The sequence below is a fragment of the Solimonas sp. K1W22B-7 genome, assembly GCF_003428335.1.
In the GTDB taxonomy this organism is placed as follows: domain Bacteria; phylum Pseudomonadota; class Gammaproteobacteria; order Nevskiales; family Nevskiaceae; genus Solimonas_A.
This window is the reverse complement of the sequence record NZ_CP031704.1, coordinates 430,438-448,079: the sequence shown is the minus strand read 5'-3', so window position 1 is coordinate 448,079 and position 17,642 is coordinate 430,438. Positions and strand designations below refer to the sequence as shown.

The following is a 17,642-nucleotide window of genomic DNA, read 5'->3' as shown; positions in this document are numbered from 1 at the left end:
CGCTCCCACGGGAACTCGGAGTAGCCGGTCGCACTCATAACTCCGATGGCGCCGCACGCGCCACCGATCGGAAACATGAACAAGCGGAGCAAGCGGAACATCCTGCTGACACTGGGCACGCTGCTGCTCGGCGCCTGCGCGTCCGCCCCGCCCGCTCCCGATGCGCCGCTGCAGCTCAAGCTCGACAGCCAGCTGGCGGCGCCGCAGCGCGCGGTGCTGCCAGGCCTCAACAGCGACTTCACGCTGGGCAGCAGCGACGGCTTCCTGCAGTACCGCGCCGGCTACCGCGTGCAGCCCGGACAGCTGTTCGAGTCCGGCACCAGCACCGTCGCCGCACCCTCGCAGCAGGTGGCGCTGCAGACCCTGGGACAGAACGCCGACGTTCGCCTCAGCGAGCTGGCGGGGGCGCCGCTGCGTCTCGGGATCAGCTACGAGCAGCGCTCGGAATGGCAGCTGGCCGGCGAGGCGCAGAACGCGCAACAGGCGGTGAATCTCGGCTGGGCGCCGCCAATCGCCGCCTTCGATCTGAAGTGGTCCAACTCCACGGCGCCGGCCGCGCCGCTGGACTGTGCCCTGGAAGGCACGATGCAGATGCCGCTGCCGGCCGAGGCGCTGGCACTGAACCTGCGCGGCCGCAGCTGCCGCGTGGTGCTGCCCGACGCCAGCGTCGCCGGCCTGGACGCGCGCACCTGGTCGGCCGCGCTGGAATGGGGGGCACAGGCACGGCGCTCGCAACTGCGCCTGCAGGCGATCGACCCGGTGCCGGTGGCCGGCGCGGGCACCAGCGATCCGGCGGCCGGCTACGAACTGGGGCTGATGCGCAAGCACGACCTGGGGCCCTGGTCGGCACAGACCCAGTTCGCCTGGCGCCGCGCGCCGGACGCGCAGAACCCGGCGCTGGCGGAAGGCTGGAGTTCCGACGCCAGCCTGCGCCGGCAGTTGCGCGGCGTCGGCCTGTCGGCCGGCCTGGCCAGCGGCGTCAATCCCGCATGGTTCCTGCCCGACGCAGCACAGCGCAGCAACCAGCTCAACCTGGGCCTGGACCTGTCGCGCTGGGCCGGCGGGCTGCTGCCGGGAATGACGCCCGAAACCGGGCTGTTCTACAGCCACACGCGCAGCATCGGCACCGAGGAAAGCTTCTACGACGACATGCTGCAGTGGAAGTTTTCGCTGCTTCTGGGCGGGCGCGAATAGACCTGCTGCGCCTACTCCCAGCCCCGCACCGGCGATTGCGGCGTTGGCGCGGGCACGCCCGGAATGTCCTTGGCGGCCGGCGCCGCGACGGGCGGCGCGACCTTGCCTTGCGGCAGTGCGAAGTAGACCGGGAACCCGGGGTGCGTGAACACCGGCACCTCGCGCGCCTGGAAGCGCAGGCGCTGGAACTGCGCCACCACGCCGGCCTCCAGCGGGGCGTCGGCGAAAGGCGAGGCGACGATCGCGGCCTCGCTGACCTGGCCGTCCGGTGCCACCGTGAAGCTCACCAGCATGCGGCCGGAACTGGCGCGGGGCTGGCGCCGCAGGTAGTCCATGAACAGGCGCCCGAAGGCGGCCCGGTCGGCACCGATGGCGGCCTGGATCTCCTCTTTGGTGCGGGTCATGGCCAGGATGTCGTCCTGCGCCGCCACCGGACCGGTGCCGGCCAGCGCCAGCAGTCCCGCCGCCAGGACCCGGGCCAGGCGCCTCATCGCACCGGCGGGTACAGCAGCGGATAGCGCTCGACCGTCTGCGCCGGCACCGGGCGGGCCTCGAAGCGCAGGCCGCGGAGCCAGTTCAGCAGCATCGCCTCCAGTTCCCTGTCGCCATAGGTGGAGGACTGCACCGCCGGCTCGCTGAGCTGGCCGTCCGGGGCGATGGTGAAGCGCAGTTCCAGGCGCAGGACCTGTTCCAGCGGCATGCGCTGCTGGTATTTCAGCAGGATGCGCTGCAGCGGCGCGCGGTTGCGGTCGAACACGCCCTGGATTTCCCCGGGGCTGCGGGCCGGTGCCGGCGCCGCCCCGGCCGGAGCGGCCAGGAGCGCGAGCAGCGCCAGCAGGACCGGGGCGAGTGCTTTCATCTTCAATCCATGCGCAGGCGACGGCCGCGGGCCTGCCGGATGTTCCAGGACAGGAAGCCGGCGGCGGCCAGGTCGTAGCCCAGGCAGAAGCCGGGCCACCAGGCCGGCACGCCGGGGTTGTCGATCAGGCCCGGGTGCAGCCAGTCGAAGACGCCGTGGCCGGCCAGCGCCGCGACCACGATCCAGGGGCTGAGCTTGAAGCCGGCGATGGCCAGCAGCGCGAAGCCCCCCAGCGCCACCGACTCCACGGCCAGCGCCGACAGTGAACCGCCCATCACCGCGAACAGGGCGTAGTAGGAGGCAATGACGATCAAGACCGTCGGATAAAACGCGCGGTCGCGATCGAAGCCTATCCAGCGGGCGCCCAGCGCCACCGCCAGGGCCAACGCGATACCGATCAGGTACTCCATGTGTCCTTCCCGTTGATACGTCCCTGGCCGCAGCCTAGCAAAAATCCCGCCGGATTCCGGCAGTCCCCGGCGCGCCAACCGCCCTTTTCCTTTAAAATCGCGCCCCCATGTCCCGCATCCTCGATCAGGCGCAGCGTCGCCGCACCTTCGCCATCATTTCGCATCCGGACGCGGGCAAGACCACGCTGACGGAAAAACTGCTGCTGTTCGGCGGTGCGATCCAGCTGGCCGGCACGGTGAAGGGCCGCAAGGCCAGCCGCCACGCCACTTCCGACTGGATGGCGCTGGAACAGCAGCGCGGCATCTCCATCACCACCTCGGTGATGCAGTTCCCGTACAACGACAAGATCGTCAACCTGCTCGACACCCCGGGCCACGAGGACTTCTCCGAGGATACCTACCGCACGCTGACCGCGGTGGACTCGGCGCTGATGGTGATCGACGCCGCCAAGGGCGTGGAAGCACGCACGATCAAGCTGATGGAGGTCTGCCGCCTGCGCGACACGCCGATCATCACCTTCATCAACAAGCTCGACCGCGAGGGCCGGCCGCCGCTGGAGCTGCTCGACGAGGTGGAGAAGGTGCTGGGCCTGAACTGCACGCCGATCACCTGGCCGCTGGGCATGGGCCGCGACTTCAAGGGCGTCTACCACCTGCTGGAAGACCGCTTCTACCTGTACTCCGGCGACAAGCACCGGGTCTCCGAGATCGAAACCGTCGACGGGCTGCTGAACCCGACGCTGATGGAGCGCTTCGGCGGCATCTACCAGACGCTGCGCGACGAGATCGACCTGCTGCAGATGGCCGGCACCGACTTCGACCTGGAGCTGTACCGGGCGGCGAAGCTGACGCCGGTGTTCTTCGGCGCGGCGATCAACAACTTCGGCATCCGCGAACTGCTCAACGGCTTCACCGAGTGGGCGCCGCCGCCGCAGGCCCGCACCGCGCAGTTCCGCGGCGAGGCCTACCCGATCCAGCCGGAGCACAAGAACTTCACCGGCTTCGTGTTCAAGATCCAGGCGAACATGGACCCGAAGCACCGCGACCGCGTGGCCTTCCTGCGCGTCTGCTCCGGCGCCTACCGGCGCGGCATGACGCTGCACTCGGTGCGCCTGGGCGGGCCAGTGCGCGTGTCGCATGCGCTGACCTTCATGGCCGCCGACCGCGACGTGGTCGAGGAAGCCTACCCGGGCGACATCATCGGCCTGCACAACTACGGCACCATCGCCATCGGCGATTCCTTCTCCGAGGGCGAGGAACTGCGTTTCACCGGCATCCCCAACTTCGCGCCGGAACTGTTCCGCCGCGTGGTGCTGAAGGACCCGATGAAGGCCAAGCAGCTCAACAAGGGCCTGGACCAGCTCTGCGAGGAGGGTGCGACGCAGGTCTATCGCCCCATCGTCAGCAACGACATCGTGCTCGGCGCGGTCGGCGTGCTGCAGTTCGACGTGGTGCAGTACCGTCTCAAGGACGAGTACGGCGTGGACTCGGTGTTCGAGCCGGTGCAGGTGCACACGGCGCGCTGGATCGAATGCCCCGACCCGAAGAAGCTGAAGGAATTCCTCGACAAGAACGACTCCCGCATCGCCAAGGACCACTACGGCGACCTGGTGTACCTGGCCTCGAGCAACGTCAACCTCAACATGGCGCGGGAACGGTTCCCGGACGTGCAGTTCCTGGAGACGCGGGAACACGGCAACAACAGCTGAGGGATTCGCGCCCGTAGCCATGTCGAAGCACGATCCCTTCGCCGCGCTGCGCTTCCCTGAATTCCGCAACCTGGTCAGCGGCGCCTTCCTCACCACCATGGCGATCCTGGTGCAGGAGGTGGCGCTGGGCTACGAGCTGTACAAGCTGACGCGCGACCCGCTGACGCTGGGTTTCATCGGCCTGGCCGAAGCGATTCCCTTCATCGGCCTGGCGCTGTTCGGCGGCCACGTGGCGGACCGCTACGAGAAACGCCGCATCATGCAGTACATGCTGCTGGTGATCATCGCCGGCTCCAGCGTGCTGACCGTGGTCTCGCACGAAGGCGTGCGCGAGCAGTTGCCGCGATGGGCCATGCTGCTGGTGATCTACGCCATGTTCATGGTGGTGGGCTTCGCCCGCGGCTTCTACTCGCCGGCCAGTTCATCGCTGAAGGCCTTCCTGGTGCCGCGCGAGCACTACGCCAACTCGGCGACCTGGTCGAGCACCTTCTGGCAGGCTGGCGCCATCGCCGGCCCGGTGGCCTCGGGCTTCCTCTATGCCGGCCTCGGCCTGACCGGCGCGCTGCTGGTGGCGATCGGCCTGTTCGCCGCCAACTTCCTGCTGCTGTTCACGATCAAGCCGCGACCGGTGGCGGCCGTGGCCGAGGAAGGCGAAACGCTGTGGCAGTCGCTGGCCGAGGGCCTGCGCTACGTCTGGAACAGCAAGATCATCCTCTACTCGATCTCGCTGGACATGTTCTCGGTGCTGTTCGGCGGCATGGTGGCGATCCTGCCGATCTTCGCCGAGGACATCCTCAAGGTCGGCCCCCAGGGCCTGGGCTTCCTGCGCGCCGCGCCGGCGGTGGGCGCCATGCTCACCGTGCTGCTGCTGGCCTGGTACCCGCCGACGAAGCACGCCTGGCGCAACATGCTGCTGGCGGTGCTGGGCTTCGGCATCGCCACCCTGCTGTTCGCCCTGTCCGACAGCCTGTGGCTGTCGATGGCGGCGCTGTTCTTCGTCGGCGCCTCCGACAGCGTCAGCGTGGTGATCCGCGGCACCATCCTGCAGACCATCCCGCCGGACCACCTGCGCGGGCGGGTGCTGTCGGTCAACAGCATCTTCGTGGCCTCCTCCAACGAGCTGGGCGCCTTCGAGTCCGGCCTGGCCGCGCGCCTGATGGGCACGATTCCCTCGGTGATCTTCGGCGGCGGCGTGACGCTGCTGACGGTGGCGTACGTCTGGCGCCGGTCGAAGGAGCTGTTCGGGGTGAAGCTGAGCTGAGTTGCGCATTGGTCTTTTTTTGACCAATCCCCGCGGCAAGTTTCTTGCTGAAGCTTCAAGCGGTTACTCTTGCAGGCAATGGAATTCGCCAACCACATGATCCTGCTGGCGGCGGTGCTGTTCCTCGCCAGCATCCTCGCCACCGTCATCACGCCGCGGCTGGGTGTACCGATCCTGTTCGTGTTCCTGGTGATCGGCCTGCTGGCGGGCGAGGACGGGCCGGGCAATATCCATTTCAGCGACTACCCCCTGGCCAACCTGGCTGGCACGGCGGCGCTGGCGGTGATCCTGTTCGACGGCGGCATGCGCACACGCATGGAGGACTTCCGCGTCGGCCTGCGGCCGGCGCTCAGCCTGGCCAGCATCGGCGTGCTGATCACGGCGGCCGTGGCCGGCGGCTTCTCGGCCTGGCTGCTGAACCTGCCGCTGGCCGAGGGCCTGCTGCTCGGCGCCATCGTCGCCTCCACCGACGCCGCGGCGGTGTTCTCGCTGCTGCACAACAACGCGGTGCACCTGAACAAGCGCGTCACCTCGGTGCTGGAGATCGAATCGGGCAGCAACGACCCGATGGCGATCCTGCTGACCCTGGTGCTGATCGCCTACCTGCAGCACCCGGAAGACTTCGGCGCCCTGGACACGCTGAGGATGCTGGTATTGCAGGGCGGCCTGGGCGCGGCCCTGGGTATCGGCGGCGGGCGGCTGCTGGTCAAGGCGATCAACCGGCTGGAGCTGTCGGACTCGCTGTATCCGCTGCTCGGCCTGTTCGGCGGCCTGCTGATCTTCGGCCTCACGGCGGTCCTGGGCGGCAGCGGCTTCCTGGCGGTGTACCTGGCCGGCATCACCCTGGCCAACCGCCGCCTGCGCGCGGCGGCCAGCATCCGCCGCTTCCACGACGGCATCGCCTGGATGGCGCAGATCGGCATGTTCGTGATCCTGGGCCTGCTGGCCTCGCCGTCCAAGCTCTGGCCGGTGGCCGGGCCGGCGCTGCTGATCGCCCTGGTGCTGATCCTGGTGGCGCGGCCGCTGTCGGTATGGCTGGCGCTGATGCCCTTCCGCTTCCCGGCCCGCGAGCAGGTCTTCATCAGCTGGGTCGGCCTGCGCGGCTCGGTGCCGATCGTGCTCGCCACCTATCCCTGGCTGGCGGGGCTGGAAAACGCCGCGCTGTTCTTCAATGTCGCCTTCTTCATCGTGCTGGTGTCGCTGGTGGTGCAGGGCTGGACCGTCGCGCCGGTGGCACGGCTGCTGGGCCTGCAGATGCCGGCCAGTTCCGACATGGTGCACCGCATCGAGTTCGACCTGCCGGGCCAGCGCGGCTACGAGATCGTCAGCTACCGCATCGGCCACGACAGTGCCCTGATCGGCCTGCGCCACAAGGAGCTGCCGCTGCAGGACGTGTCGCGGGTGATCGCGATCTCCCGCGCCGGGCGCCTGCTGACCTACCGCGACTGGGGCACGCTGCGTGCCGGCGACTACGTCTCCCTGGTGGCGGCCGAACGCGACCTGGGCCAGCTCGACGAGGTCTTCCACAGCGCTCGCCGCCCGGCGCGCGAAGCCGAGCAGCGCTACTTCGGCGAGTTCCACCTGGACCCCTCGGCGAAGATGGCCGACATCGCCGAGGCCTACGGCATGCCGCCGCCGGCCGGCGCCGCGGACCTGGACGTGCGCGGGCTCTTCGCCAGGTACCTGCCCAATGCCGTGGTCGGCGACCGCCTGCGCCTGGGCGGTATCGACCTGGTGGTGCGCAAAATGGAGCGCGACCGCATTACCGATATCGGCCTGCGCCTGCCCCACGAATAGAACCCGAGCCCGCCTGATGATCGCCTCACTGTGGAAAGAGCATCCCCGCGGCCTGCCGGTCCTGTTCTTTACCGAGATGTGGGAGCGCTTCAGCTACTACGGCATGCGCGCGATCCTGGTGTTCGCGATGATCGCCACCGTGGAAAGCGGCGGCCTGGGCTTCGAGGGCAAGCGGGCCACGGCGATCTACGGGCTCTACACCGCCGCTGGCTACCTCGCCTCGCTGCCCGGCGGCTGGATCGCCGACCGCATCCTCGGCGCGCAGCGCGCGGTCTGGTACGGCGGCATCGTCATCGCCTGCGGCCACTTCACGATGGCGGTGCCGAGCACCCCGACCTTCTTCATCGGCATGGTGCTGATCGCCCTGGGCACCGGCCTGCTCAAGCCCAACATCAGCGCCATGGTCGGCGCGCTGTACAGCAACGAGCCGGCGCGGCGCGACGCCGGCTTCTCGATCTTCTACATGGGCATCAACCTGGGCGCGCTGATCGGCCAGATCATCTGCGGCTACCTGGGCGAAAAGGTCGGCTGGCACTGGGGCTTCGGCGCCGCCGGCGTGTTCATGACCCTGGGCCTGGTGCAGTACCGCCTGCGCCTGCCGCTGCTGCAGGGCGCCGGCGCCACGCCGGCCTCCAGCGGCAATGCCGCGCTGGACCAGCGCCGGCGGCGGCGCGACTCCGGCCTGGCGCTGGGCGGCCTGGCGCTGATCGCCACGGTGGTGGCCTTCGGCCTGGCCGGGCAGTTGTCCATCGACGCCGTGACCCTGGCGCAGTACACCGCAGTGGCGATCACCGGCATCTCCATCGCCTTCATCCTGGGCGTGCTGCTGTTCGGCGGCCTGGACGCGCAGGAGCGCCGCCGCGTCGGCGCGATCGGCATCCTGTTCGTGGCGGCGGCGGTGTTCTGGTCGGGCTTCGAGCAGGCCGGCTCCTCCTTCAACCTGTTCGCGCTGGACCACACCGACCGCGTGTTCTTCGGCTGGGAGTTCCCGGCGTCCTGGCTCCAGTCGATCAATCCCCTGCTGATCATCCTGCTGACGCCGTTCTTCGCGGCGCTGTGGATCAACCTGGGCCGGCGCAACCTCAATCCTTCGGTGCCCGCCAAGTTCGTGCTGGCGCTGGCGCAGCTGGCGATCGGCTTCCTGGTGCTGTACTTCGCCTCACGCTACGTCGTGGCCGGCGAAAAGGTGCTGCCGACCTGGCTGCTGCTGACCTATCTGTTCCACACCGCCGGCGAGCTGTGCCTGTCGCCGGTGGGCCTGTCCGCCGTGACGCAGCTGGCGCCGAAGCGCTACCTCGGCCAGATGATGGGCGTGTGGTTCATGGCGGCCTCGCTGGGCTACGTCATCGCCGGCCTGCTGGCCGGCGAGCTGTCGGGCGAGGAAGCGCTGCTGCGCATGCCGCAGCGCTTCATGCAGGTGACGCTGTTCGCGGGCGGGGCGACGCTGCTGATGGTGGTGGCGATGCCGTGGGTGAAGAAGCTGATGAGCAGCACCACGGCCAAAGCCGATCAGTAGTAGCCGCTACGCGATTCCGCTCCCTCTTCCGAAGTCTTGGTGAGCGCGAGCGAATGCTTTTGATGTACCGGGTTCCCTCGTAGCGGCGCCCGCGCAGGGGTCGGGCGCAGGGTCGCGCCGGACAGGATGTCCGGCCGAGGACACGCAGGCCATGGATGGCCTGTGTGTCCGACCCGTCCGCGCCCGACCACTGGGCGGGGAACCCCGCTTCAGCGGGGCGCCGATACAAGGGTACGTTTTCTTTTGGTTACTTTTCTTCGCCTAGAGGCGCCTACTGTTGGTGTCGTATAACAAAGAAAAGTGACTCGCCCTTGGGCGAAATAAACCTCCAAGAATCCGCGGCTCCTGACCGGCGTAGTCGCCGGCATTCCCGCTTGGGTTTCTACCTGAAAGTCCGCGCCCCTCACCCTAGCCCTCTCCCCGTAAACGGGGAGAGGGAAACAAGAGGTGACGCCATCCATGGCGGGACCGCAGCTACCTGATTGAGCCCCGGGGCGGCCATCCATGGCCGCCCGTGATCCGCCGCAGGCGATGACATTTAGTCATCGCCAAAGCGCGGCAAATCACCCTCGATACACCGCTACGCGGCACTCGGGATGAACGGTTCGGTGAGAGTCGAACGAGGTCGCGAGCAAGCTCGCTCCTACATTTCGTGGGCCGCAAATGAAAAGGGCCGCCTGTCTGGCGGCCCTTTTCGGAAACCTGAAGCTTATTTCTGCTTCCAGGTTCCATTCGCATCCTGATACCACCAGCCCGGCGCCGCCTTGGCGATCCAGCGCTGGGCGAAGACCGCGCGGATGTCCTTTTCCCACTGCGGCTGCTTGTTGGCCACCGCGATCTCGCGGTACAGCGCCGAGCGGTCGGCGTTCTCGTTGCCGATCAGGTTGCGCACCGTGGTGCGCTGCGCCAGCGGCACTTCGCGCGCGGCGAGGAAGCCGTCGTTGGTCAGGCCCACGGCGCCGGAATCCAGGAAGGGCTTGAGGTCGGCGAAGCGGTTCTCCATCTGCGCCTTCAGGTGCGTGACCTCCGGCGAGGCCGCGTCGAGGTTCGGCTCCTGCGCGGCGGCGGGCGGCACCACCAGGTCGAGCAAACCGACCAGCAGGCGCTGCAGGTCGATCATGGAGGTGGGCGCCGGCGCAGCGTCCGGGGCGGGTGCCGGGGCGCCCGGCTGCTGGCCCCAGACGTCGTCGATGATGCGGTCGGCGGCCTTCTCGGCGGCGGCGGCCGGGAAGTAGACGTTGATCGTCACGCAGGCGGCGAGGCTGAGGGCAGCGGCAGCCAGGGGGGCGGAAAGCCAGCGGGTCATGATCGTCTCCTGAATATTGGTTCCGGAAGTATAGGGCCAGGCACTGAATGCAGGATGAAAGCCGGGTGACGGGGCCCTCCCACCAGGTCGCGAGCAAGCTCGCTCCTACATCCGGAACCTTCACTATGTAGGAGCGAGCTTGCTCGCGACCCCCTTGTTCAACGAACCTCCGCCTTCTCCGCCGCCATCGCCGCCTTGAGCTGGCCCAGGAAGGTCTCCCAGCCGACCCGGCGCGAGTAGCCCACCACGTCGATGCGCGGCAGCAGGCGGCCCTTCACCAGCACGTAGCCGCCGTTCTTGGCCGGCTCCAGCCCGTCCATGATGCAGACGCCGTTGTCGAGCTGGCAGCTCCAGCCGATGCGGTCATAGGCAAAGTCCTCGAACACGGTCAGGGCGCTGCGCTTGAGCAGGCCGGCGGGGCCGCCGCCGGCGCGGGAGATGCTGTCGATGGCGCGCTGCGAAATGCGGTGGCGCGAGCGGTCGTCGGCCGGCGTGTAGAGATGCGCGTCCATCGCCACCGGCTTCCAGCCGATCAGGCGCAGGCCGCCGACGTCGCCGTTGAGCCGTCCCTCGATGCGGCCGAAGGAGAAGGCACTGGTGACCTGCTTCAGGTCGAGCTTGCGCAGGCGGATGTCGGCGGCCACGCGCGGCAGCACGCCGAAGGGCTGGATCACGCGCAGGTCGCCGATGCGGATGTCGCCGTCGAAGGCGCGCGCGGTCAGTGCGCCGTCCAGCGACAGGATGTCGTTCTCCAGTTTCACACCCGGCAGGCGGCCCGCCAGGGTGCCGCTGAACTCCGGCCAGCCGAAGGCGCGGCACAGCTGCGCCAGTTCGATCAGCTCGATGTCGGCGTCGAAGGCGGCGCCCATGCCGGGCTGCCCGGCATTGCGCAGTTCCAGCTGGCGGATGTTCAGGGCGCCGTCGAGCAGGCCCAGGCGCAGCGGCGCGGCCAGGCGGAAGTCACGGCCGCCGGCGCGGTAGCGCAGCGTCGCCGGCGCGCTTTCCAGCTTGCCGTAGCGCAGTTGGCCGATCTGCAGCACGGCGTCCTGCGCCGAGGCTGCATTCGCGGTCCAGGCAAAGCGCCCCTGCAGGCCTTCGAAGCCCAGGCCGAGCTTGCCCAGGTCCAGGCCGGCATCCGCCAGGTCCAGGGCCACCACCGCGGGGGCGCCGGCATGCAGTTCGACGCGCCCGCGGGCCTGTCCCGAGGCCACCAGGTCCGACATGCGCGAGCCGGCCAGGAAGGGCTTGGCGTACCACTCCGCGGCCGGCGCCAGCTCCAGCGCGGCGATATCCACCACGGCCGCCAGGCCCTTGACGCCCTCGCGCAGCGGCCACCGGCCCTGTGCCCGGATGCGGCCGATGCCGGGCTGCTCCAGTTCCAGGGCCTGCAGGTCCAGCAGCCGCGAGGGCAAGGCCAGGGACCACTCGGCCTGGGCCCGCAGCGGGTGGGCGGAAAAGTCCGCGAAAACCGGATCGGCATAAGCCTGGCCGGAGCTCAGCTGCAAGCCGGTGCTGCCGCGCAGGCGCCCGCCCTGCAGGCGCAGGTCGGCATCCAGGCCGAAGACCATCTTTTCGGCGACGTAGCGCTCGCTGGCGTCCTGCCCGGAGAGTTCACCCCGCAGTCGCGACCGCAGGCGCCAGTCCGCGGCGCTGGGCGCGTCCACCGTGAAATCCCCCCCGAGGGAACCGAGCTTGTCGGCGGCCAGGGCCAGCCGGCCTTCGCGGCAGGACATGGCGCGGCCCTCGCCCCGGCCGATGCGGCAGGAGGCCTGGAACTGCTTCACGGGACCGGGCAGCGCGGCGGATTCAAGCCGCGCGACGGCGACACTGACGCGCCCGCCGGCATCCATCCCGGCCTGCAGGCCGGAGGCATTCCAGCCCGCCCCCTCGATGCGGCCGACGCTCAGGCTGACGCGGTCGACCGCGGCGGCCCAGGCGGGCCACAGCAGGAACAGCATCAGCGGCAGGGATCGCGGCCGGAGCAGGCTCATGGGGTGAATTGGACCACACCCGCAGCCGGGCGTTAGCGATAGACTCGGGAAAAATACAACGGGGACCGATGGATACACGGACCATCCTGGCGCAGACACCCTTGTTCTCGCGGCTGCAGCCCGAGGCACTGGATGCCCTGTCCGCGCACACCGAGCTGCTCGGTATCCGTAGCGGCAGCGTGCTGTTCGAGCAGGGCGAGCCGGCCGATTCGATGTACATCGTCAGCACCGGACGCCTGCGCGCGGTGAACAAGGACGGCAGCCTCCTCGGCGACATCGGCCACCACGAGCCGATCGGCGAGATCGGCGTGATCTCCGGCGAGAAGCGCAGCGTCTCGGTCTACGCGGTGCGCGACAGCATCCTGCTGCGCATCCCGCGCGAGGACCTGTACACGGTGATCGAGAACTACCCCGGCGCCATGATCGAGATGACGCGGGTCATCATCCATCGCCTGCGCCAGAACCAGCACTCGCAGCAGCTGGCCGCGGTGCGCAGCGTGCGCAGCTTCGCGGTGATCCCGGCGCTGGGCGACGTCGACGCGGCGGCGGTGGCCGCCGGCCTGCGCGACGCGCTGTCGATGCACTACCCGGTACGCCTGGTCGACTCGGTGCTCTGCGATGCCGAGCTGGGCCCCGGCGCGGCGCTGTCGCATGACCCGGAAACCAATGGCCGCCTGATCGAGTTCCTCGACCGCATCGAATGCGAGCAGCGCTACCTGGTGTACCTGGCCAACCGCGATGCCGATGCCTGGGCACAGCGCTGCATGCGCCAGGCCGACCGCATCCTGGTGGTGGTGACCACACGCTCCTACCCGATCATGAGCGCCATGCTCGACGAGCTGCGCCAGAGCGGCACGCGCGCACCGGTGGAGGTGGTGATGATCCGCGCCGAGGGCGAGGAGCCGGACCACATCCTCAAGTGGCGCGAACTGAGCGGCGCCCGCGCGCACTACTACCTGCGCCCCAACAGCCGCGCCGACTGCGAATCGCTGGCACGCCAGCTCAGCGGCCGCGGCATCGGCGTGGTGCTGGGCGGCGGCGGCGCGCGCGGCTTCGCGCATATCGGCATGATCCGCGCGCTGCGCGAGCTCGACATCCCGATCGACTGCGCCGGCGGCTCCAGCATGGGCGCATTCTTCGCGGCGCTGACCGCCTGCGGCTACACCGACGAGGAGATGCTGCACATCGCGCGCGAAACCTTCGTCAGCCACAACTACCTCAACGACTACATCTTCCCCAGCGTGGCGCTGATCCGCGGGCGCAAGTTCTCCAAGCGCATGCACGAACTGTTCGAGGAGCGCCAGATCGAGGCGCTGCGCATGCCCTACTTCTGCGTCAGCACCAACCTGACGCGCGGCAAGGCGATGGTCCACGACCAGGGGCCGCTGCACCTGTGGGTCGCCACCAGCATGTGCGTGCCGGGCGTGGCACCGCCGGTGGCCTGGAACGGCGACCTGCTGGCCGACGGCGCGGTGATCAACAGCCTGCCCACCGACGTGATGCAGGCCTGGGGGCGCGGCCCGATCGTGGCCTCCGACGTCAGCACCGAGGGCGGCATCTCGGCCCCCGGCGTGGTCGGCCCGGACCCGGAGGCGCTGTTCAACATCAAGAAGGACGGCGAGCGCCCGGGCCTGTTCGCCATCGTGTTCCGCACCGCCACGCTGACCAGCGAAAGCGGCACCTCGCAGCGCGCGGCGCGCGCCGACGCCTACGTGCGCATGCCGGTCAGCGGCATCGCCCTGTTCGACTGGAAGAAACTGGACCAGACCGTGGAGCGCGGCTACCAGCACGCGCTGGAAAAGCTGACGGCGGTGCGGGATGTGTTGCTGAAGAGCTGAATCTTTTCTCCTCTCTCCCGCTTGCGGGAGAGAGGCCGGGAGAGAGGGTTTCTGTAGAGCCCTGAAGCGCTCAATTCACGCTCTACAGAAACCCTCTCCCGCCCTTCGGGCACCCTCTCCCGCAAGCGGGAGAGGGGACAGCTACGGCTAGGCTCAGAAAACGATTTCCCGCTCGCGCAGATCCGCCAGTATCCCCGCTCCCTGCTCCACCACCGCTTCCGGCTGCGGATGCCCCAGCTCGGCGGCCACCTGCAGCAGCAGCTCGCGACCGCTGGCGTCCGGCATGTCGTCCGCCAGCTGCAGCAGCCGCGCGGTGACGGCGTTGATCTCCATGAAGCGCACCTCATCGGCGCGGTTGCGCCACACCACCAGGTAGGTCGGCTGCTCGCCGGGCTCCTGCGGCTGGACGTCCGGTGCGATGCGATGCACCGGCCACTCGTAGCTCAGTGTCCAGGCCAGCGGCGAAACGACGGGCACGCCCTGCAGCAGGTCGCCGGCGACCTCCGGCGGCGGCGGCAATTCCTCGTCCGCCACGGCCAGGGCCAGTTCCACCCATTCGTAGTGCGCCAGCTCGCGCAGGAACGGCGGATCGTCCGGATGCTCGCCGCGCTCCTCGTCCAGGTAACGCAGGAACTCGGCGGCGATCTGGTGGAACTGCGGCGACTCGCTGCGGTGGCGCGCGTAGAAGTCGCGCACCCGCGCATGCCAGACCGCATCCGCGCTGATCGCCCGCAGCACCGGGAAGGCATTGGCGATGCAATCCTCGATGTTGTTGTAGAACAGATCGCGATAGATCTGCAGGCGCCGGTCCTCGATGCCCGGCGGCGCGGCATTGGCCTGCGGGTCGCGCAGGTGCGCGGCGAACTGGCGCTGCACGCGCTGGAAGGCGGCCTCAGCCATGGGCCCGCTGCCGCGGCGCGGCGTGGCGCGCCTGCAGGGCGTTGATATGGTCGATCTCGATCATCAGCTCCGCCAGCGGCGGGATGTTGAAGTCGCGCTCCAGCAGTGTCGGCACCACGCCGAGGCGCGAGTAGGCACGGTCCAGCAGGGCCCAGACCGGATCGATGACGTCGGAACCATGCGTGTCCACGCGCAGGTCCTCGGCCTCGTCGTAGTGGCCGGCGACATGGATGTAGCGCACGCGCTCGGCCGGCAGGCCGTCGAGGAACTGCGCCGGGTCGTAGCGGTGGTTGATGCTGTTGACGTAGATGTTGTTGACGTCCAGCAGCAGGTCGCAATCGCTGCGCTCCAGCACGGCGCGGACGAACTCAAGCTCGCTCATCTGCTTGCCGGGGGCCGCATAGTAGCTCGCATTCTCCAGCGCGATGCGCCGCTCCAGGATGTCCTGCACGCGGCGCACGCGGGCGGCAACGTAGTCCACCGCTTCTTCGGTGAACGGAATCGGCATGAGGTCGTAGAGATGGCCGTCGTCCGAGCAATAGGTCAGGTGCTCGGTGTAGTCGGCGATGCCGTGAAGGTCGAGGAAGGCCTTCAGGCGATACAGGAAATCTTCATCCAGCGGCGCGGGGCTGCCGATCGACAGCGACAGGCCGTGGGTGACAAACGGGAACCGCTCGGTGTACTGGCGGAACGCGCGGCCGTAGCGGCCGCCGATGTTCATCCAGTTTTCCGGCGTGGCTTCAAGGAAGCCGATCGCGCCGGGCAACTGGTCTGCGAGCGGGCCCAGCAGGGCCCGCCGCAGACCGAGACCGGCGCCTTGCACGGCGGTGGTGACGGCTTTCATGCGCTCATCATGCCGCAATGCCCGGCGAAGAAGACCTTACTTGGTCTTCTTTTCGCCGCACTTGCCCTCACCGCACTTGCCTTCGTGCGCCTTCTTCTTCTCGCCGCACTTGCCTTCACCGCACTTGCCTTCGCCACACTTGCCTTCGGCTTTCTTCTCGCCGCACTTGGCTTCGCCGGCCTTCTTTTCGCCACACTTGGCTTCGCCGGCCTTCTTCTCGCCGCACTTGGCCTCACCGGCCTTGGCGTCGGCCAGCTGCATGTAGCCGCCCGACAGGTCGGCGGTCTGGAAGACCGAGGCCTGGGCGGCCATGCCGGTCATGGCAAAGGCGGCGCCGAGGGCGATGGCGAGGGGCTTCTTGGAATGACGCATGGTGTCTCTCCTGATGGTGGGCCGGTGAGCCCGTTGATGTTGTGCGCTTATACGCGCGGTTGATCGCCATGGATGCGGCGGCGCAGCCAATAGTCCACGCTGACGTAGCGACCGGCGCCGGTGAAGAATAGCGACAGCAGCATGACGAAATAGGTCGCGGCGAACTCGATGCCGTTGTTGAGGATGACCAGGTGACCGTATTCGGTCAGCCGGTCATAGTCGGCGTGCTCCCGAAGGATGTCCTTGGCCTCGTTCAGTCGCTCGATCGCCAGCATGGTGCGCTCGGTGGCGAAGGGGCCCATGCCCTCGGAGATGGCCAGCCAGCCATGCGGCAGGTGCACGGTCAGGATCGCCACCAGCATGGTCACCATCAGCGGGATGCACATCCAGCGCATGCCCAGGCCCAGCAGCAGGGCCACGGCGCCGACCAGCTCGGTGGCGGTGGCCAGGAAGGCCATCAGCCAGGGGAAAGGCAGGCCCAGTCCGTACATCATGTCGCCGAACCACTGCACCGTGTCCGGGAAGTTCGTGGCTTTCTGCATCCCGGCCATCCAGAAGATGGGGACCAGGTAGAGGCGCATCAGCAGCGGCGCCAGCCAGTCGGCGGCGCGCGTGCGGTCCAGCAGGTCCTGAACCTTGGTCAGCAGCTTCATTCCCACGCCCCATGTCGTACTCAACGGCGGCAATGCTAGGCTCATTTCCCTGCCCCGACTGTACCCGGAAGTCCGCCGTTCATGCTCCAGAATCCGGAAGACCGCGTGCTCGATTCCGCCCTGGCGGCCTACCAGTTGCACGCCCGCGTCACCGACAACGCCAGCTATTGCGGGCGCTGGCACGAACCGGAACCGGCCACCGAGGCCTGCATCTTCCACCTGATCGGCTCCGGAAACTGTGAAGTACGTGGCGCCGGCCTGCCCCGGCCCGAGACCCTGGCCGCCGGCGACCTGGTGATCTTCCCCCGCGGACATGCACACAGCCTGAACGGCGACGGCTACACCACCATGCTCTGCGGCCAGTTCGACTTCGTCTGCGGCCACCGCAACCCCCTGCTGGACGCCCTGCCCGACTGCCTGGTCGTCCGCGAGGCCGAGGCCGGCTCGGGCCTGCGGCGGGTGGCCCAGCTGATGTGCGAAGAGGCCAACCTGGACAGCTTCGGCAGCCGCGCCGTGGTCGACAAGCTGGCCGATTCCCTGTTCGTCATGAGCGTGCGCAACTACCTGGGCCGCAGCCCCCAGCGCCGCGGCCTGCTCGCCGCCCTGGCCGACCCGCAGCTGGGCCGCGCCCTGCAGGCCATGCACGCCGAACCCGGGCGGGACTGGTCGGTGGCCAGCCTGGCCGAAACGGCGGCCATGTCGCGCAGCCGCTTCGCCGAGGAGTTCATGGCCCTGATGGGCCAGTCCCCCATCCAGTACCTGACCCAGTGGCGCATGATGTCGGCCCTGCGCCTGCTGCAGGAACCGCGGATGTCGGTGCTGGCCATCGCCGGCCGCCTGGGCTACCAGACCGAGGCCGCTTTCCGCCGCAGCTTCAAGCGCATCCACGGCCACGGCCCTGGCCACTACCGCCGTGCGAAGCTCCCAGGTGATTGATCGCCCGGTATTTTTCTCTTCTGGGGCCATTGCGCGCGAACTGTGACCGACTTGGC

16 protein-coding genes are annotated in these 17,642 nt (G+C 68.7%); 7 read left to right on the top strand and 9 right to left on the bottom strand.

The features are described from left to right. Window positions 1-75 precede the first annotated feature (75 nt). Entirely contained in the window at window positions 76-1,194 is a 1,119-nt protein-coding gene (locus tag D0B54_RS02170; RefSeq protein WP_117288762.1) for a hypothetical protein, read from the top strand. An 11-nt stretch (window positions 1,195-1,205) separates the two neighbouring features. On the opposite strand, the gene D0B54_RS02165 is transcribed toward D0B54_RS02170, so the two are convergent. From D0B54_RS02165 to D0B54_RS02155, 3 genes are read right to left on the bottom strand one after another with little or no spacing between them, the layout of a single operon-like run. Continuing rightward, on the bottom strand, window positions 1,206-1,685 hold the full coding sequence (locus tag D0B54_RS02165) for a TonB family protein (RefSeq protein WP_117288760.1): 480 nt from the start codon (window positions 1,683-1,685) through the stop codon (window positions 1,206-1,208). Then, window positions 1,682-2,053, bottom strand: a complete 372-nt coding sequence (locus tag D0B54_RS02160; protein WP_117288758.1) for a hypothetical protein — start codon at window positions 2,051-2,053, stop codon at window positions 1,682-1,684. Before D0B54_RS02160 ends, D0B54_RS02165 begins: the two co-directional genes overlap by 4 nt. A 2-nt stretch (window positions 2,054-2,055) precedes the next feature. Further along, on the bottom strand, window positions 2,056-2,463 hold the full coding sequence (locus D0B54_RS02155; protein WP_117288756.1) for a hypothetical protein: 408 nt from the start codon (window positions 2,461-2,463) through the stop codon (window positions 2,056-2,058). Between the two features lie 107 nt (window positions 2,464-2,570). On the opposite strand from D0B54_RS02155, the gene D0B54_RS02150 reads away from it, so the two are divergent. The 4 genes from D0B54_RS02150 (at window position 2,571) to D0B54_RS02135 (ending at window position 8,746) form a co-directional block, all read left to right on the top strand. Continuing rightward, on the top strand, window positions 2,571-4,172 hold the full coding sequence (locus D0B54_RS02150; RefSeq protein ID WP_117288754.1) for a peptide chain release factor 3: 1,602 nt from the start codon (window positions 2,571-2,573) through the stop codon (window positions 4,170-4,172). Window positions 4,173-4,191: 19 nt separating this feature from the next. Continuing rightward, window positions 4,192-5,433, top strand: coding sequence for an MFS transporter (locus D0B54_RS02145; protein WP_117288752.1), 1,242 nt, complete (start codon window positions 4,192-4,194; stop codon window positions 5,431-5,433). Window positions 5,434-5,511: 78 nt separating this feature from the next. Then, the gene (locus D0B54_RS02140) at window positions 5,512-7,230 is read left to right on the top strand and encodes a potassium/proton antiporter (RefSeq protein WP_117288750.1); all 1,719 of its coding nucleotides are present in this window, start codon (window positions 5,512-5,514) and stop codon (window positions 7,228-7,230) included. A gap of 16 nt (window positions 7,231-7,246) precedes the next feature. Continuing rightward, complete coding sequence (locus D0B54_RS02135; protein ID WP_117288748.1) at window positions 7,247-8,746, top strand: peptide MFS transporter; 1,500 nt, start codon at window positions 7,247-7,249, stop codon at window positions 8,744-8,746. Between the two features lie 709 nt (window positions 8,747-9,455). Here D0B54_RS02135 and D0B54_RS02130 read toward each other — a convergent pair. Both D0B54_RS02130 and D0B54_RS02125 read right to left on the bottom strand, forming a co-directional pair. Next, window positions 9,456-10,052: a YdbL family protein gene (locus tag D0B54_RS02130; RefSeq protein WP_117288746.1), complete on the bottom strand. Its 597-nt coding sequence runs from the start codon at window positions 10,050-10,052 to the stop codon at window positions 9,456-9,458. Between the two features lie 158 nt (window positions 10,053-10,210). Next, a complete protein-coding gene (locus D0B54_RS02125; RefSeq protein WP_162932140.1) occupies window positions 10,211-12,043 on the bottom strand; it encodes a hypothetical protein in 1,833 nt (610 codons plus the stop codon). A 68-nt stretch (window positions 12,044-12,111) separates the two neighbouring features. Between D0B54_RS02125 and D0B54_RS02120 the strand changes: the two genes are divergently transcribed. After that, entirely contained in the window at window positions 12,112-13,881 is a 1,770-nt protein-coding gene (locus D0B54_RS02120) for a patatin-like phospholipase family protein (protein WP_117288742.1), read from the top strand. A gap of 153 nt (window positions 13,882-14,034) precedes the next feature. On the opposite strand, the gene D0B54_RS02115 is transcribed toward D0B54_RS02120, so the two are convergent. From D0B54_RS02115 to D0B54_RS02100, 4 genes are read right to left on the bottom strand one after another with little or no spacing between them, the layout of a single operon-like run. Continuing rightward, window positions 14,035-14,781 carry an HvfC family RiPP maturation protein gene (locus D0B54_RS02115; RefSeq protein WP_117288740.1) on the bottom strand — a complete coding sequence of 249 codons (747 nt, stop codon included), beginning with the start codon at window positions 14,779-14,781 and terminating at the stop codon, window positions 14,035-14,037. Next, window positions 14,774-15,625: an HvfB family MNIO-type RiPP peptide maturase gene (locus tag D0B54_RS02110; RefSeq protein ID WP_117288738.1), complete on the bottom strand. Its 852-nt coding sequence runs from the start codon at window positions 15,623-15,625 to the stop codon at window positions 14,774-14,776. Before D0B54_RS02110 ends, D0B54_RS02115 begins: the two co-directional genes overlap by 8 nt. Window positions 15,626-15,661: 36 nt before the next feature. Further along, a complete protein-coding gene (locus tag D0B54_RS02105; protein WP_117288736.1) occupies window positions 15,662-15,997 on the bottom strand; it encodes an HvfA family oxazolone/thioamide-modified RiPP metallophore in 336 nt (111 codons plus the stop codon). Between the two features lie 47 nt (window positions 15,998-16,044). Beyond that, entirely contained in the window at window positions 16,045-16,650 is a 606-nt protein-coding gene (locus tag D0B54_RS02100) for an HvfX family Cu-binding RiPP maturation protein (protein WP_117288734.1), read from the bottom strand. Between the two features lie 81 nt (window positions 16,651-16,731). Here D0B54_RS02100 and D0B54_RS02095 point away from each other — a divergent pair, with 81 nt between their 5' ends. After that, on the top strand, window positions 16,732-17,586 hold the full coding sequence (locus tag D0B54_RS02095) for an AraC family transcriptional regulator (RefSeq protein WP_117288732.1): 855 nt from the start codon (window positions 16,732-16,734) through the stop codon (window positions 17,584-17,586). Window positions 17,587-17,642 lie beyond the last annotated feature (56 nt).

Bases quoted from the DNA above. Each gene is read 5' to 3' on its own strand.
- D0B54_RS02145 (WP_117288752.1), top strand. From the start codon at position 4,192: ATGTCGAAGCACGATCCCTTCGCCGCGCTGCGCTTCCCTGAATTCCGC.
- D0B54_RS02140 (WP_117288750.1), top strand. From the start codon at position 5,512: ATGGAATTCGCCAACCACATGATCCTGCTGGCGGCGGTGCTGTTCCTC.
- D0B54_RS02120 (WP_117288742.1), top strand. From the start codon at position 12,112: ATGGATACACGGACCATCCTGGCGCAGACACCCTTGTTCTCGCGGCTG.
- D0B54_RS02095 (WP_117288732.1), top strand. From the start codon at position 16,732: ATGCTCCAGAATCCGGAAGACCGCGTGCTCGATTCCGCCCTGGCGGCC.
- D0B54_RS02150 (WP_117288754.1), top strand. From the start codon at position 2,571: ATGTCCCGCATCCTCGATCAGGCGCAGCGTCGCCGCACCTTCGCCATC.
- D0B54_RS02160 (WP_117288758.1), bottom strand. From the start codon at position 2,053: ATGAAAGCACTCGCCCCGGTCCTGCTGGCGCTGCTCGCGCTCCTGGCC.
- D0B54_RS02125 (WP_162932140.1), bottom strand. From the start codon at position 12,043: ATGAGCCTGCTCCGGCCGCGATCCCTGCCGCTGATGCTGTTCCTGCTG.
- D0B54_RS02130 (WP_117288746.1), bottom strand. From the start codon at position 10,052: ATGACCCGCTGGCTTTCCGCCCCCCTGGCTGCCGCTGCCCTCAGCCTC.
- D0B54_RS02135 (WP_117288748.1), top strand. From the start codon at position 7,247: ATGATCGCCTCACTGTGGAAAGAGCATCCCCGCGGCCTGCCGGTCCTG.
- D0B54_RS02100 (WP_117288734.1), bottom strand. From the start codon at position 16,650: ATGAAGCTGCTGACCAAGGTTCAGGACCTGCTGGACCGCACGCGCGCC.
- D0B54_RS02115 (WP_117288740.1), bottom strand. From the start codon at position 14,781: ATGGCTGAGGCCGCCTTCCAGCGCGTGCAGCGCCAGTTCGCCGCGCAC.
- D0B54_RS02110 (WP_117288738.1), bottom strand. From the start codon at position 15,625: ATGAAAGCCGTCACCACCGCCGTGCAAGGCGCCGGTCTCGGTCTGCGG.
- D0B54_RS02155 (WP_117288756.1), bottom strand. From the start codon at position 2,463: ATGGAGTACCTGATCGGTATCGCGTTGGCCCTGGCGGTGGCGCTGGGC.
- D0B54_RS02165 (WP_117288760.1), bottom strand. From the start codon at position 1,685: ATGAGGCGCCTGGCCCGGGTCCTGGCGGCGGGACTGCTGGCGCTGGCC.
- D0B54_RS02170 (WP_117288762.1), top strand. From the start codon at position 76: ATGAACAAGCGGAGCAAGCGGAACATCCTGCTGACACTGGGCACGCTG.
- D0B54_RS02105 (WP_117288736.1), bottom strand. From the start codon at position 15,997: ATGCGTCATTCCAAGAAGCCCCTCGCCATCGCCCTCGGCGCCGCCTTT.